Raw genomic sequence first — 15,596 nt, 5'->3', positions numbered from 1 at the left:
CACAACCATCTATATAAAATATGTATTTTTTATATCCTGCTTTTTTATTCGCGTTGCTGAGCCTGGCTATCCCGGTTGTGATCCACCTGTTCAATTTTCGTAAATACAAAAAGGTATATTTCAGTAATGTACAGTTTCTGAAAGAGGTGCAGGAACAGCAGGCTTCACGCCGCAATTTGAAGGAGCGATTGATATTGGCGTCGCGTTTACTTGCTTTGTTATTTCTGATACTGGCATTTGCCCGACCTTATATCCCCGGCGCGCAAAATGCTAATGCTGGTAAACAGCAGGTGATCAGCGTTTTTGTGGATAATTCTTACTCCATGGAAACCCTTAACCGCGAGGGCTCGTTACTTGATGAAGCCAAACGCCGTGCTAAGGAAATTACTTCGGCTTATAATATTAATGATCGGTTTCAATTACTTACGCAAGATTTTGAAGGTAAACATCAAAGACTATTGAGCCGTGATGAATTTAATGATGCAGTTGATGCGGTTAAAGTAAGTTCACAAAGCAGGAGCTTACAACAGGTTATCAGCAGACAGGAAAACCTATTGCAAAATCAACCGGGAGCTGCCAAGTCGGTGTTTATTATTTCTGATTTTCAAAAAAACAGAAATGATAAACCAGTGAAAGCCGATAGTAATATTGCCGTTAACCTTGTTCAGCTTAAAGCCGGGAACCTTCCCAATGTTGCTGTTGATTCGATTTGGCTCCTTGGTGCGGTACATCGCCCGGGTGAAAGTGAAAAACTGGTTGTACGCCTACATAATTACGCTACAGAAAAAGCAGAAAAGATTCCCCTCAAAATATTAATTAATGGTGAGCAAAAGGCGCTCGGTAGCTTCAGTATCAATGCCCGCCATGTTCAAAATGATACCTTATCATTTTCGGGCTTAAAACCTGGATGGCAGAGCGGTGAAATTCAGTTGCAGGACAACCCGGTCACATTTGACAACCAGTTTTATTTTAGTTTTAATGTAAAGGAGCAAATGCCGGTTCTGCTGATAGATGGAGGCGCTCCAAATCCATATCTGAAGGCTGTTTTTGCATCTGACGCTTTCTTTGCTGCATCCCGTGTAACCGATGGTAACGTTGATTACGCTGCACTTAATAGCTACCCTATAGTAATTATCAGCGACATTAAAACCATAGCTACCGGACTGGCACAGCAGTTGAGAACCTACGTGACAAAAGGAGGGACGCTGGTTGTATTTCCGTCGGCCGATGCTGATCTGGCTAATTATAAGTCATTTTTATTAGCCTTAAATGCCGGATATCCTGAAAAGCTAATAACCCAGGACGTAAAAGTAGCCTCCATCAACAAACAGAGCGCAGTATTTAAAAATGTATTTGAGAGCTTTCCTCAAAATCCTGATTTGCCATCCGTAAAAAAATATTATCAGCTGAGTAAAAGCGGTTCTAAGCAGGAAAGCCTGATGAACCTTGCTACCGGCGAAGCTTTTTGGGAGGGTTACAGCAGCGGAAAAGGGAATGTTTACATGTGTGCTGTACCTCTTAGCGAAGATTTTAGTAACCTGCCAAGGCATGCGCTGTTTGTACCCATACTTTTTAGGATGGCATTATTAAGCGGGCATGACCAACCCTTATTTTACACTTTTGGTGCCGACGAAAATTTTGAGGTACCACCCGTACAAACCACCGAAAAGCAATTGCTCAAACTCACCAAAGGCAATCAAAGCGTTATCCCGGATGTAAGGCAGCAGGAGGGAAGTACGTTGTTATATGTTTCTGATCAATTAAATGAACCCGGAATTTATTCGCTCCGCAAGCAGGACAGTACGCTGGCAACACTTGCTCTTAACGATAACCGGGCAGAATCAGATATGAGTTATTTTACGGCGGCCGATCTCGAAAAAATACTACCAAATGCAAAGCCCTTATTAACAGCAGGAAGCGGTTCATTAAAAAGTGTTGTTGCCGAATCAAATTTTGGCACACAATTATGGAAACTTTGTATAATTTTGGCGCTGATCTTCCTGCTTGCAGAAATTTTGTTAATCAGGTTTTATAAGCCTGATCAACAGGGCGTTATTCAGGCTGGATAGATCGATACAAATCCACACATAAAGCAGTGCTAATGAATTTGCTTATCAAATCAGCCACTATTCTTGATCCCGGATCATCCTTTCATCAACAAGTTGCCGATATTTTAATTGAAAATGGTGTTATCACCCGCATAGGCGACGATATAGATGCCGATGCCGAACTGTTTGATGCCGAAGGCAAATATGTTTCGCCCGGTTTTTTCGATCTTAACTGTAATGTAGGCGAGTTGGGCCTTGAAACCAAGGAAGACCTTCGTTCCGGTACAGTAGCCGCAGCAGCAGGAGGTTTTACGGGCATAGCACTAATGCCCAATACCCAGCCGCCGGTGCATTCCAAGTCGGAAGTTGAATACCTGCTAAACCGCTCAAAAGGTAACCTGGTTGATGTTTATCCTCTGGGTACCATATCGCAGAAGCGTGAAGGGAAAGATCTTGCCGAAATGTATGATATGTACCAAAGCGGTGCCAGGGCTTTTACCGATGGCAGTCGCCCGGTACAGGACGCGGGTTTAATGGAAAGAGCTTTACTGTATGCACAGGGTTTTGATGCACTGGTTTTCTCTTACCCTGAAGATACCGCTATAGCAGGTAAGGCAAAAGTTAATGAGGGAGAGATCAGCACACTGCTTGGCATGAAGGGAATTCCTTCACTGGCCGAAGAACTGATGGTTGCCCGTGATCTTTATCTTGCAGAATACACCGTGTCCCGCATCCATTTTACAACCATATCAACTGCGCGTTCGGTCGAATTGATCCGTGAGGCCAAGCGTAAAGGCATTGAAGTTACCTGCGACGTTGCTGCGCATCATTTAATATTAACCGATGAAGCCCTTTTAGGCTTTGACAGTTTATATAAAGTGAAACCACCCCTGCGTACTGCCGATGATGTTGCTGCGTTGATAAAAGGTTTAAAAGACGGCACTATCGACGCCATTGTATCGCAACATACCCCACACGAAATTGAATTTAAAGATGTGGAGTTTGAAGTTGCTGAATATGGCATAATAGGTCTGCAAACCGCATTTTCCCTGGCTTTAAAAGCGGGTTTACCGGTTGAACTTATAGTTGAAAAACTGGCTGTTAATCCCCGCGAAATACTTAGTGTTGAACTGTCGGTTATCGCTGAAGATGAAAAGGCAAACATCGTGGTTTTTGATACTGATACCGAATGGGAATACACTGCGGCTAACAACAAATCTAAATCTGCAAACTCGCCTTATATCGGGCAGCGTTTAAAAGGTAAAGTATTGTTAACTTACAACAATCACCAAATATTTAAATAATATACCTATGATCGATCCTAAAATAGAAAACGCCTTTATAGCAGCGCTTGAGGCCTTCTCCAAATACAACAACTTTGATGCAACCCAGCTAACCGATGAGTTTGCTGATGTTTTTGCGTCCGACGAAGATTTTTTATCTAAAGTAGATGAGCTTGATGCGGTTTTTGATGAAAATCCTGAAGTAGAAGAACTTCGTGAGATCTTCTTCGATTTGCTAATGATCAACTTCTTTAGCGCAGATGTTAAAAAACTGGAAGAAGATTACCTCGATACTCCTGAATGGGAGAGCATTGAAGAAGAAACACTCGACCGCGGTACCGAACTCCTTAACCTTTTACTATATCTGAATGAGTGTGAAGATGAAGATATTGAGCCGGAACTGGAAGATTACCTGAAAGAGTTTTTATTAGTTGATGAAGACGAGTTCCAGGATGAATACCGCATTTATGAGCCGGTTATTGCCAACCAAATCCTGATTGAAAGCCCGGTATCCGAAATCAGCAAGGTTGCTACTACGCTTCCTGAAGATTCGGAGCTTAAAGAGCTGTTTTACCCCATGATGTGCTTTTTTCAAAACATTGATCCATCTGACGAAGAGAAGAAAGAGATTGCTGATAATGCTATCAACAAAGAGTTTGATATGGCAGTTTTAGAAATTTTAGTTAGTTTTCAATAGCCTTTTTGATGAGCGCACAATTAGAAAGAACCATAAAAATACAAGGACTTATCAAAGGATTGATTTTAGGTGCAGTATTGGCTGTGGTAAGTATTATTTATTTTTATTTTATGGTAAGTGTAGCATCGGCTGTCGCAATAACAGTTGGTGCAATACTTTTCACGTACATATTTCCGATAGCTATTGCTGCTTTGTTTTGCATAAATCTGAGGAGCAAAGTCGGCGGGTATTGGACAATGAGGCAGGCCGCCACCGGAATTTTCATTATGTTTTTCATTTCAAACCTGACCATATTTATACTACGTGATCAGATATTTGCAAACGCTATAGAACCGCAAATGGCTCAGAAGACTAAGACAGCTATGGTTACAGCTTTGACTAAACTGAAAGAAAGCACTGCCAAACCGGAAGAAAAGAAGGAAGCTGACGCCAAGATTCAGGAGATGGAGAAAAGCTTTCAAACCGGAAAAAGCATTACCATAGGTCAGCAAATCCAGTCATTAGGTATAAGCATTATATTTCTGTTTGTTTTATCGATAATTTTCGCTGCTTTCTTTAAACGGGAGCCGGCGGAGTCTATTTCTTGAATAAAAGATTAATCGTATAACAAAACAGGCTTTTCAAATTTTGAAAGGCCTGTTTTGTTATACCGAGTTTACGAAATTAAAACCAAGATAACACACCCTAATAAACTGGGTTAACACTGGCTAACACATTTTAAATAAAGTGATTATAAATAATTAGTAATCAGTATATTGTATTTCTACCGGGTTAACACTACTGATATTTTTGAATAATTAAGCACATCTGAATGTTTGCGCCTGTTATTTGCAAAAATAGGTGCCGAGTGGGCCTGGGCGTTTAACCTGCTTCAGACCATAAAACAGCATCTAATAGCTCGCCTGTATCATAGCCTTTCCTCAGTTATATTAATTAACAACGAGATATCGGCGATAAACATTTGAAAAGCATTTGCCTGGGTAAAAAATAAACATATACATGATATAAGATAATTAGTTAATTTTAACCAAACACTAAATAACCTATATCATGGAAATAAAAAAAGCGAGCCCATCGCAACCAGCCCTGAAGTGGGCGCTAATTAACCTGGTAACTTCAATAGTTATAACTTATGCATTTCAGTTTCTTGATATTGACCCCAACTCATCTCTTAAATACCTGAGCTTTTTGCCCTTCATCGCTTTCTTGCTGTTAACGCAAAAAGAATACAAAGATCAGCTTGGCGGATATATTACCTACGGAGAAGGCTTTTTATCCGGTTTTTTATATGCGATTTTTACAGGAGTTTTCGTTGCGGTATTCACTTATGTATATTATGCGATATTAAGTCCGGAAATGGTTAATAAGGCCCTAACTGCCTCACGCGCGCAAATGGAAGCAAAAGGAAATCTGTCGCAGGATCAAATAGACAATGCCTTAAGTATGGTAAGTAAATATTTTGCGGTTATAGCGACAGTAAGCGTTGTATTTATATACGCCATTTTTGGCGCTATAGTGAGTCTGATCTCGGCAGCGGTATTCAAAAATGAAAGATCACCTTTTGACACCGTTTCCGATAATTACGAAGATCCTAAACCTATTGATCCGGCGGTATAAAACAAGCTGAAAGCAGAATGCTCAAAGCTTAAAGCTAATTCTAATTTGTACAGCTATTCAATTGATTGATAAATTCATATAAAACAAGAAAGGCCTTTCAGTAGTTGAAAGACCTTTCTTGTTTTATATGCTTGGGAGGCATCTCTAACCTCCAATCACTAATCTCTAATCGCTATTTCTTCATTACCAGCTTCACAATATCGTTACCAAAAACAAATACCATTAGGGTAACTAAAATTACAAAGCCTACAATCTGGGCGCGTTCAAGGAACTTATCGCTCAACGGTTTACCTTTAATCATTTCAATGATCAGGAATACCGCGTGACCTCCGTCAAGCGCCGGGATAGGCAAAAGGTTCATCAATGCCAATACCATCGAAAGAAAGCCTACCAATGTCCAAAAGTGGACCCAATCAACAGTACCACCAAACAGGTTGGCTATAGCTACCGGTCCGCTTACTGCTTTACTAGGGTTAACATCACCTCTGAAAATCTTACCGATACCTTTGGCATTATCCCTGAAAGTTCCCCATGCTCTTTGTGCTCCTATAGGAAAAGCTTCGAAAAAACCGTACTTTATTGTTTTGATATCCGGAAAATCGCTTTTTGCACGGTAAAAGCCCAGCTTGCCTTCTGGCGTAACCTGTGCTTTCAAGGTAACCAGTTCATGGTTGCGTTTTATACCCAGTTCAACCTGTTTGCCTTTATTAGCCGATAGTTGAGCCTGCAATTCGTCCCAAAATACAATTGGATGATTGTTGGCCATTACAATGCTGTCGCCCTTTTTTAAACCTGCTTTTACAGCATTACTGCCCGGTTCCAATGAATCAACAATGAACTTGGCACGGGGCAGGCGACTGATGAAACCTTCTATATCATGATCGTTCAAATCATTTAGGATGGTACGCGGAATGCTGATCTGCAAAGTTTGGGTGCCACGCAACACGGTAAAAACAGTATTATCCAATAATACCTGCGGACTTGTAAGATCATCAAAACGTTCAAATGGCTTACCATTGATAGCAACAACCTTGTCGCCTATTTGAAGGCCTATTTTTTTACCTACTTCACCTGGTACAATACCGTATTTTGCTGCCGAATTAGGTATATAACTATCGCCAAAACGCATGGTTAGCACCCAAAATATCAAGATGCCCAGTATAACATTTACCGTAACACCACCAAGCATTACAATAAGGCGCTGCCAAGCTGGTTTTGAACGAAACTCCCAAGGTTGCGGCGGACCAGCCATTTGTTCTGTATCCATCGATTCATCAATCATACCGGCAATTTTAACATAGCCACCAAGTGGTAGCCAGCCAATACCATACTCAACGCCTTTATATGTAAATTTAAACAGGCTCACGTTCCAGGCATCAAAAAACAGGTAGAATTTTTCTACCTTAATGCCAAAGGCCCGTGCCGCCAGGAAATGCCCCAGTTCATGCAGGATTATCAAAATTGAAAGGCCCAGTATAAGCTGGCCCACCATGATCACTATACTCATTATCTATATCTATGTAATATTAAAACTGTAATGTTTTTGAAGGTAGTTGCTGTATATAATTTTCCGCAAAGATGCGTGTTTCTTTGTCAGTATTCAAATAATCGGTTAGGGTTGGCTTTGCAATAAAATTTATTTTCTGCATACATTCTTCAATAATGCCGCTCATAGTTAAAAAGCCAATTTTACGGTCAAGAAACCCGGCAACCGCTATTTCATTTGCCGCATTGATAATGCAAGGTATGTTACCTCCCTGTTTTAACGCAGCGTACGCTAAGCTTAGATTACGGAAAGTTTCCATGTCTGGTTTTTCGAAAGTGAGGTTAGCGTAGTCGGCAAAGCTGAAACGTTTAAAATTCGTTTCGATCCGGTTGGGATAGGTGAGGGCATACTGTATAGGTAGCTTCATATCGGGCAAACCCAATTGTGCCTTAATTGATCCATCCCTGAACTGTACCAGTGAGTGAATAATAGATTGCGGATGAACTACAACCTCGATCTGATCGGCCTCAATATCAAACAGCCATTTGGCCTCAATAACTTCAAGCCCTTTGTTCATTAATGATGCCGAGTCGATAGTTATTTTAGCGCCCATTACCCAGTTGGGGTGTTTAAGGGCATCCTCACGGGTAACGTTGGCTAAAAAGTCGAGACTACGGCCACGGAAAGGACCGCCCGATGCGGTAATGATCAGTTTTTCTATCGACTTATACTCCTCACCAACAAGGCTTTGAAATATTGCTGAATGTTCCGAATCAACCGGTAAAATCTGAACTGCATTTTGTTTCGCCAAAGCGGTTATGATATCGCCGGCAACAACCAATGTTTCTTTATTAGCAAGAGCAATGTCTTTACCGGCTTTAATGGCAGCTATTGTTGGCTCCAGACCTGCAAAGCCTACCATGGCAGTTAGCACAACCGCAATTTCGGGATGCGTTACTGTATCAATGATAGCCTGGTGACCGGCAAGTACCTGTATTGGCAAATGTGCTAAAGCCTCTTTAACTTCCTGGTATTTGCTTTGATCACAGATAATGGCATATTCCGGCACAAACTCAATAGCCTGGCTGATGAGTAAATCGGCATTAGAATGTGCTGTGAGCAAAAACGCCCTGAATAAATTGCTGTTCCACCTTATAACATCAAGTGTTTGTGTACCGATGCTGCCTGTTGAGCCAAGGATGGCAATGTTTTTTATTTGGTTACTCAAGTATCTTTATTTTATAAAACTCTTTAATCCTTCGGCAATCTTCCTGTCGTTTGATAGCCGTGGTACTTTGTTTTGCCCGCCAAGTTTACCTTCAGTCCTCATATAATTGATAAAGGCATCTTTTTGCAGGCTTTGGATCACCAAAGGTTGCAAAATGTTACCTTCAATCAGGTCAAAATAGTAAATATTTTTATTCTGCAACGCCTTGTCCACTTTTATGGCGAAAGCCTGAAGATTGTCAGGGGCTGTACCAAACTCGATAAACCATTCATGGTAAGGTAATTGCCCCGCTGCAGGGTTAACCTGGGGTGCAACGGTAAATTCAACCACGTCAACGCCCTCTTCTTTAGCCACGCTCATTAATGCATACTCTACCTCTTCGCCTATAACATGTTCACCAAAAGCCGATATATAATGCTTAATACGGCCGGTTACGACAATACGATACGGATCTTTTGAAACAAATTTAATCGTATCGCCTATACTATAGCCCCATAAACCAGCGCTGGTGTTCATGATGAGCGCGTAGTTTCTATTCAACTCTACATCTTTAATATTAATGCGGGTTGGGCTTTCATTAAAATACTCATCGGATGGGATAAACTCGTAGAAGATCCCAGAATCAACTAATAATAAAAGGCCTTTTTCTTTTTGTGAATCCTGGAACGCGATAAAGCCTTCGGATGCCGGGTAGGTTTCTATCGAATCGACCTTGAAACCGATACTTTCCTCAATACGGGCGCGGTAAGGCTCGTAATTAACTCCTCCATAAACGTAAAGCTTAAAGTTTGGGAAAATGTCTTTTATCTTTTTACCTCCTGCTTTGGCCGAAAGTCTGTCGAAATACATCTGGCACCATGGCGGGATCCCACTGATGAGGCGCATATCTTCATTAACAGTTTCGTCTACAATGGCTTCAACCTTTTGCTCCCAATCTTCAATGCAATTGGTTTCGTAGCTGGGCAAGCGGTTTTTTTGCAGATAAGCGGGAACATGATGCGCAACGATACCCGAAAGCCTGCCTGTTGAAATGCCATGCTTTTCGGCTAAAATGGGGCTGCCCTGCAAAAATATCAATTTGCCATCAACAAAATCAGAGTTACCGGTTTCGTGGATATAGCTTAGCAAAGCATTACGTGCCGCTTTGATATGCTCCGGCATGCTTTCTTTAGAAATGGGGATATATTTTACACCGGATGTTGTACCGGATGTTTTGGCGAGATAAGCAGGTTTCCCGGGCCATAGCACATCCTCCTCGCCATTAACCACTCGGTCGATATAGGGGCGAAGGTCTTCATAGTCATGTACAGGCACCAATCGCTTAAAATCCTCGTAGTTGTTGATCTTTTCAAACTGATGATCTTTACCAAAACTGGTGTCTTTGGCCGCATGCACCAGATCTGTAAATGCCTTTTGCTGAAATGCAACCGCGTTTTTACGAACCTTATTTAATTCCCGATTAACAAAGGCAGCAAATACTTTACTTAATGCAGATTTAAATCCCATTTTTAATTGGTTTCAGATAGGTCATCATCCACATCAAGGTGGCTATAAACCAGTTTGCGATAGGCTGCCATCAAAATTATGTTAGCAAATGGAATAGCTATTATTAACCCTACAACGGTGATTGCTGCAACCAGCATCAATATTTCGATTATAATGAAGATCAAGAAATATTTAAAAAAATTCCCCTTTATCAAATAAAAGCTTTGTTGTACTGATTCTATCGGCCCCGACGCGTCATCAACAATGAAACAGGTGCAAATAGGAAAATAGAACAGGAAAAAGAACTGAACAATAAGTCCGATAATAAATTTGAAAAAATCCTGGGCGAAACCTTCTTTTAAACCTTCAACCAGGTGGGTCGCAAAAACAGCTAATGTACTCACCAGTACCAATAACGTAAGATAGCTTACCAGCATCCTGATTTTAGGAATGATCTCGCTAAAATCAAAATCATAGTATTCTTTGTCCATTAATCTGAATACCAGCTTTATAAATGCTAAGAATATGAAAGTTATTTCAACCAGTAACACAACAAAGCCAATAGAACTCACCATTGCATTATCATCAAAATAAAATACGGCAAAGCCTGATATGAAGACAAATATCATGGCAACTACCGAGTAGACCGAGATTATGGCAAAATTCTTCTTTAAAATATTCCATGCGGTTTTAATGGTCTCCGCTACAGAAAAGGGGTGGTACATATTGCTTATGATCTACTTAAAACTTTCCGCTTCCAAAAATCCTGTATAAATCCTAACCCGTAGGCAATAAGTTGTGTGAAGGCAGCTATAATGCTCAAAAATGCGATTTTTAACGATTTATTTTTCCACCATGCATGGAAAAATATTAACAAAGTGAAAATCAACAGTATAAAATTACCTACAGGTGCTAATACAGAGCCAAATAGGTTTAGAATAATAGTAAGGATAACACCTACTGTAAAAGCAGCCGGGAAAAAATGAACCAGCTTTAACTCCTGCGGGAAAAATTTAGAAATATTGATGCGCGCCCTTCCGAAAAAGTGCAGCTGCTTATAAAACTGATAAAAGTTGGTTCGTCGTTTATGATAGACTATTGCATCTGGAATCAACCCAATTTTAAAGCCCAGCGAATGGATCCTAATGCTGTATTCTATATCCTCACCAAGGCGGGTGATAATAAATCCGCCGGCTTTTTCCCAGGCCTGCCTTGAAACACCCATGTTAAAACTACGTGGGTGAAACTGCCCTATACCTTTTTTATTACCACGAATACCTCCGGTAGTAAAAGGGGAGGTCATGGAATAGCTTATGGCTTTTTGTGTTGGGGTAAAAGATTCATGTGCGCCATCGGGACCACCATAGGCATCGAGATAGTTTTTTGCCAATGAATCGTTTACAACTCGGAGGTAATTGGGGGGGACTAAACAATCCGAGTCAAAAATTACAAAATAATCGCCTTTGGCACGCTCAAAACCAAAGTTACGTGCAAAACCCTGGCCTTCATTCTGTTTTTTAAAATAACGCAGGTTAAGCTTATCGGTAAAGGTATTTACTATGACTTCAGCATCATTTACAGAACCATCTTCAATAACCAAAACCTCAAAATTGTGATAGGTTTGCAAGGTGAGGCTTTCCAGCAGTTCTTTAATTTCCTGCGGTCGGTTATATAAAGGAATGATGATGGAAAAAAACATGTTTTTAGAATAGATGTGAGATTTGAGATGTTAGATATGAGACAGGAAGCAAGTATTCAAAAAGTCTCAAATCTCATATCTAACATCTCAAATCTAATTAAATTGTTTCCTCAATTTGATAATGGTTACGTTCGCTTGCGCTGCGTGAAACAAGCTCGGCAACAAAGCCTGTTAAAAACAATTGTGAACCTAATATGATAGCTACCAATGCTATATAAAACAGCGGACTCGTGGTTACATCCCTGTATTTTAGGTTGTGTGCTATATTGTAAAGCTTTTCCCAAATTATCCAGATGGCCATAATCAAACCCGTAAAAAAGCTCAATGTGCCCAGCGTACCAAAAAAATGCATCGGACGCTTGCCAAATTTACCTACAAAGAAAATTGAAAGCAGATCGAGAAAGCCGTTGATAAACCGGCTTAAGCCAAACTTGGTTTTGCCATATTTACGAGGACGGTGCTCAACAACCTGTTCGCCAATTTTGGTGAAGCCGGCCCATTTTGCCAGAACCGGGATATAACGGTGCATCTCGCCATAAATTTCAATGTTTTTAACTACAACATTACGATAGGCTTTTAAACCGCAATTAAAATCGTGCAGGTTATGGATGCCACTCATACGACGGGTTGCCGCGTTGAATAGTTTGGTAGGTATAGTTTTGCTCAATGGGTCGTGCCTTTTTGCTTTCCAGCCCGAAACAAGGTCGTATTTCTCTTCAGTTATCCGGCGGTAAAGTTCCGGGATCTCATCCGGACTATCCTGCAAATCGGCATCCATGGTGATCACCACATTGCCTTTGGCAGCGATAAAACCGGTGTTAAGGGCTGCGGATTTACCATAATTACGCCTGAATTTAATGCCTTTGATAAAAGGATTACCGGTTTGCAGCTTCCTGATCATTTCCCATGATCCGTCCTTGCTGCCATCGTCAACCAAAATTATCTCGTAAGTAAAACGGTTTTCGTCCATTACCCGGCTAATCCAAGAGGTTAATTCGGGTAACGACTCTACTTCATCGTAAAGAGGTACTATAACTGATATATCCATTTATTAGGGCTGCGATCAACGACTGTATGTGCCGTAAATCATCCGCAAAAATATAAAAAATAGGGATTGATTTGCAACAATGTATCAACGGCCATTTTAGCAAAATAGTTTATTCGTAATTGTTATAAACAAATGAGCTTGATACTACGTAACCAAGCAATTACGTTTCAAGTCAAATATATTTTAATATCTTTCCCTCACAATTAAAACACAGTTAATGAAATTCTACAAAGCCGCGTTGTTATTGGTTTTAGGCATTTATGCCGGTGAAGTAAAAGCGCAAAATGCAGATCAGGCAGCACCCAAGTATGATCAGCACAAAGTATTTAACCCTATATTTTACCCCGAAAGGGGCGGTGAGTTCAGGACGGCCAGTGGTGCTCCAGGTCCAAAATACTGGCAAAACCGGGCCGATTATAAGCTTGATGTTACGCTTGATACCGCTAAACACCGGGTAGAGGGCAGTACTTTAATTACTTACACCAATAACAGCCCGGATGCGCTTGGGTTTTTATGGCTCCAGGTAGATCAGAATATTTATAAAGAGGATTCACGTGCCGAATCTACAAGCAATGTTTCGGGTGGAAGGTTTGCAAATAAATCATATACAAAGGGTGCCGAAATAAAATCGGTTTATATCATCAACAAAGGCAAAACGCTGAAAGCCGATTACCTGATCACTGATACCCGTATGCAGATCAAGCTTAAAGATTCATTACGTGCAGCCGGGAGCAAATTGCAGATCAAGATTGAATACGGTTTTGATATTCCCGAATATGGTACCGACAGAATGGGCCGTCAGCATACTAAAAATGGCTGGATCTATGAAATTGCGCAGTGGTACCCACGCATGGAAGTTTACGACGATGTAACCGGATGGAACACCATACCATATCTTGGTGCAAGCGAGTTTTACCTGGAGTACGGCAATTTTGATTATACTATTACCGCGCCTGCAAGTTTGGTTGTAGCAGGATCGGGCGAACTGCTTAACCCTGCCGAAGTATTATCACCTACCTCGATAAACCGTTTGGCCGAAGCCCGTAAGAGTGATAAAACAGTTATCATTAAAGATTCAACTGATATTTTACGTAATAACGATTACCCGAAAAAGCCGACGCTTACCTGGCATTTTATGTGTAAAAACGCCCGCGATGTGGCCTGGGCTGCGTCAAAAGCATTCATTTGGGATGCTGCACGCATCAATTTGCCAAGCGGTAAAAAAGCGCTTGCCCAATCTGTTTACCCTGTGGAAGCTAAAGGGAATAACTCGTATGGCCGCTCAACCGAATATGTTAAAGCCGCAATTGAACTATATAGTGATAAATGGTTTGAATATACCTATCCTGTAGCTACCAACGTGGCCGGTATAGTAGGAGGGATGGAGTATCCGGGTATCGTATTCTGTGGCTCAAATAATCAAAACGGGGGTTTGTGGGAGGTTACCAACCACGAGTTTGGCCATAACTGGTTCCCGATGATCGTCGGTTCAAATGAGCGTAAATACGCCTGGATGGACGAGGGTTTTAACACCTTTTTAAATAATGTTGATACCAAGGTATTTAACAAGGGTGAATATTATGAAAAGCCCGATCAGCAAAAAAGTGCCGCTTATTTATTTAGCCCAGGTGCTGAGGCTATTATGAATACGCCCGATGTGATACAGGAGGATTTTTTAGCAGTTGCTGCTTATGAAAAACCGGCCTTAGGATTAACTATTTTACGCGAACAGATCTTAGGTGAAGAGCGTTTTGATTATGCATTTAAAACCTATATCAAACGCTGGGCTTTTAAACATCCAACTCCCTGGGATTTTTTCCATACGATGGATAATGCCGCAGGTGAGGACCTGAGCTGGTTTTGGAACGAATGGTTTTTCACCACCTGGAAAGTTGATCAGGGTATAAAGGATATTTCATATCCTGATAATGATGCCACCAAAGGTGCTATGATCACCATTGTAAACCTGGAAGAAATGGCATTGCCGGTTACCATATCAATTAAAGAAGAGAACGGAAAAACCGGCATTGTAAAGCTTCCGGCAGAGATCTGGCAGCGCGGCGATACCTGGACCTTCCCGTACAAATCGACCTCGAAAATTGCTTATGCAACCATCGATCCTGATCATAATTTACCTGATGTTAATCCCGAAAATAACTCATATAGCGGGCTGCCGATTCCACAAGGCACAACTGCAAGTACTGTAATCAAGGCGTATTTAGATGCCATTGGCGGTGCCGACAAACTAAAAAATATTCGCGATCTGCAAACATCGGCAGTTGGTAATATACAAGGCGCTGACGTGCAATTGGTAACCCGGTATAAAATGCCTGATAAGTACTACCAGGAAGCAATAGTGCCTTCATATAATAACCTTGTTGTGTCGCATATAACACTTAATGGCGATAGTATAAAAGCACGACAGGTTAACAGGGATGTACAGCTTGATGATGCAGCTAAAAAAATGATCAAACTTAAAAGTCGCCCGTTTCCTGAACTTGATTATGAACGGATAAATCAAAATATAACGCTGCAGCCTATTTTAAGAGTGGTAAATAACGAGCTTGCCTACGAGGTTGATATCAACATAGGTACTGAAATTCATATTCATAATTATTACAGCCAAAAAACAGGGTTGAAGCTTAAACAAACCATTGAAGGGGCAAATGACCTGACTATTGAGTTTGGTAACTACGAAGGTATAAACGGAGGTATTAAAATTCCGTTCTCTGTAAAGGCCATCCTGGTTGGGCAACCAATTGAATTTAAGATTAAAGAGACATCTGTTAATTCAAATCCGTCGAACGAGGCTTTTAAGTAGGTTCAATACATAAACTGATGGGGCATCTTAATTTTCAATTTATATGAAAATGAAGACGCCCCATTTTATTTTCTATGGTGTGAGTCTGAAAATCCCTATCAAACAAAAATTTGAAACTGCTTTGATGTTAAATGCTATTTAAAATTCTATTTTTGTACCCACAAAATGAGGGTCACTTTGTAGG

General features: G+C 40.9%; 12 protein-coding genes. 6 read left to right on the top strand and 6 right to left on the bottom strand.

Annotated features, from left to right (window positions below):
* Positions 1-20 precede the first annotated feature (20 nt).
* From IEX80_RS03590 to IEX80_RS03570, 5 genes are all read left to right on the top strand, one after another.
* Positions 21-2,069, top strand: coding sequence for a vWA domain-containing protein (locus IEX80_RS03590; protein WP_188831930.1), 2,049 nt, complete (start codon positions 21-23; stop codon positions 2,067-2,069).
* A gap of 32 nt (positions 2,070-2,101) precedes the next feature.
* Positions 2,102-3,352 (top strand): dihydroorotase, encoded by a 1,251-nt coding sequence (locus IEX80_RS03585; protein WP_090525649.1) that lies wholly within the window; start codon positions 2,102-2,104, stop codon positions 3,350-3,352.
* 7 nt (positions 3,353-3,359) lie between these two features.
* The gene (locus IEX80_RS03580; protein ID WP_176624697.1) at positions 3,360-4,028 is read left to right on the top strand and encodes a hypothetical protein; all 669 of its coding nucleotides are present in this window, start codon (positions 3,360-3,362) and stop codon (positions 4,026-4,028) included.
* 8 nt (positions 4,029-4,036) lie between these two features.
* Positions 4,037-4,615 (top strand): DUF4199 domain-containing protein, encoded by a 579-nt coding sequence (locus IEX80_RS03575; RefSeq protein ID WP_090525645.1) that lies wholly within the window; start codon positions 4,037-4,039, stop codon positions 4,613-4,615.
* Between the two features lie 463 nt (positions 4,616-5,078).
* Entirely contained in the window at positions 5,079-5,645 is a 567-nt protein-coding gene (locus tag IEX80_RS03570) for a DUF4199 domain-containing protein (protein ID WP_090525643.1), read from the top strand.
* Positions 5,646-5,817: 172 nt separating this feature from the next.
* Here the strand turns inward: IEX80_RS03570 and rseP are convergent, their stop codons facing one another.
* The 6 genes from rseP to IEX80_RS03540 all read right to left on the bottom strand — a co-directional run bounded on the left by rseP (position 5,818) and on the right by IEX80_RS03540 (position 12,591).
* A complete protein-coding gene (gene rseP / locus IEX80_RS03565) occupies positions 5,818-7,152 on the bottom strand; it encodes an RIP metalloprotease RseP (protein WP_188831929.1) in 1,335 nt (444 codons plus the stop codon).
* Positions 7,153-7,171: 19 nt separating this feature from the next.
* Entirely contained in the window at positions 7,172-8,359 is a 1,188-nt protein-coding gene (locus tag IEX80_RS03560; protein ID WP_218117146.1) for a 1-deoxy-D-xylulose-5-phosphate reductoisomerase, read from the bottom strand.
* A gap of 6 nt (positions 8,360-8,365) precedes the next feature.
* Complete coding sequence (locus IEX80_RS03555; protein WP_090525639.1) at positions 8,366-9,865, bottom strand: GH3 auxin-responsive promoter family protein; 1,500 nt, start codon at positions 9,863-9,865, stop codon at positions 8,366-8,368.
* A 2-nt stretch (positions 9,866-9,867) separates the two neighbouring features.
* Complete coding sequence (locus IEX80_RS03550) at positions 9,868-10,569, bottom strand: hypothetical protein (protein WP_188831928.1); 702 nt, start codon at positions 10,567-10,569, stop codon at positions 9,868-9,870.
* A gap of 5 nt (positions 10,570-10,574) precedes the next feature.
* A complete protein-coding gene (locus IEX80_RS03545; protein ID WP_188831927.1) occupies positions 10,575-11,543 on the bottom strand; it encodes a glycosyltransferase family 2 protein in 969 nt (322 codons plus the stop codon).
* Positions 11,544-11,640: 97 nt separating this feature from the next.
* A complete protein-coding gene (locus IEX80_RS03540) occupies positions 11,641-12,591 on the bottom strand; it encodes a glycosyltransferase family 2 protein (protein ID WP_188831926.1) in 951 nt (316 codons plus the stop codon).
* A 217-nt stretch (positions 12,592-12,808) separates the two neighbouring features.
* On the opposite strand from IEX80_RS03540, the gene IEX80_RS03535 reads away from it, so the two are divergent.
* Positions 12,809-15,412, top strand: a complete 2,604-nt coding sequence (locus IEX80_RS03535; RefSeq protein ID WP_188831925.1) for a M1 family metallopeptidase — start codon at positions 12,809-12,811, stop codon at positions 15,410-15,412.
* The last annotated feature ends 184 nt before the right edge of the window (positions 15,413-15,596 follow it).

The organism is Mucilaginibacter rubeus (genome assembly GCF_014643835.1).
In the GTDB taxonomy this organism is placed as follows: Bacteria; Bacteroidota; Bacteroidia; order Sphingobacteriales; family Sphingobacteriaceae; genus Mucilaginibacter; species Mucilaginibacter rubeus.
The sequence above is the reverse complement of the archived record's forward strand: the minus strand, read 5'-3'. Positions and strand labels throughout refer to the sequence as shown.

Coding starts and splice junctions, on each gene's coding strand:
- IEX80_RS03580 (WP_176624697.1), top strand. CDS start 3,360: ATGATCGATCCTAAAATAGAAAACGCCTTTATAGCAGCGCTTGAGGCC.
- IEX80_RS03540 (WP_188831926.1), bottom strand. CDS start 12,591: ATGGATATATCAGTTATAGTACCTCTTTACGATGAAGTAGAGTCGTTA.
- rseP (WP_188831929.1), bottom strand. CDS start 7,152: ATGAGTATAGTGATCATGGTGGGCCAGCTTATACTGGGCCTTTCAATT.
- IEX80_RS03555 (WP_090525639.1), bottom strand. CDS start 9,865: ATGGGATTTAAATCTGCATTAAGTAAAGTATTTGCTGCCTTTGTTAAT.
- IEX80_RS03590 (WP_188831930.1), top strand. CDS start 21: ATGTATTTTTTATATCCTGCTTTTTTATTCGCGTTGCTGAGCCTGGCT.
- IEX80_RS03550 (WP_188831928.1), bottom strand. CDS start 10,569: ATGTACCACCCCTTTTCTGTAGCGGAGACCATTAAAACCGCATGGAAT.
- IEX80_RS03570 (WP_090525643.1), top strand. CDS start 5,079: ATGGAAATAAAAAAAGCGAGCCCATCGCAACCAGCCCTGAAGTGGGCG.
- IEX80_RS03545 (WP_188831927.1), bottom strand. CDS start 11,543: ATGTTTTTTTCCATCATCATTCCTTTATATAACCGACCGCAGGAAATT.
- IEX80_RS03585 (WP_090525649.1), top strand. CDS start 2,102: ATGAATTTGCTTATCAAATCAGCCACTATTCTTGATCCCGGATCATCC.
- IEX80_RS03575 (WP_090525645.1), top strand. CDS start 4,037: ATGAGCGCACAATTAGAAAGAACCATAAAAATACAAGGACTTATCAAA.
- IEX80_RS03535 (WP_188831925.1), top strand. CDS start 12,809: ATGAAATTCTACAAAGCCGCGTTGTTATTGGTTTTAGGCATTTATGCC.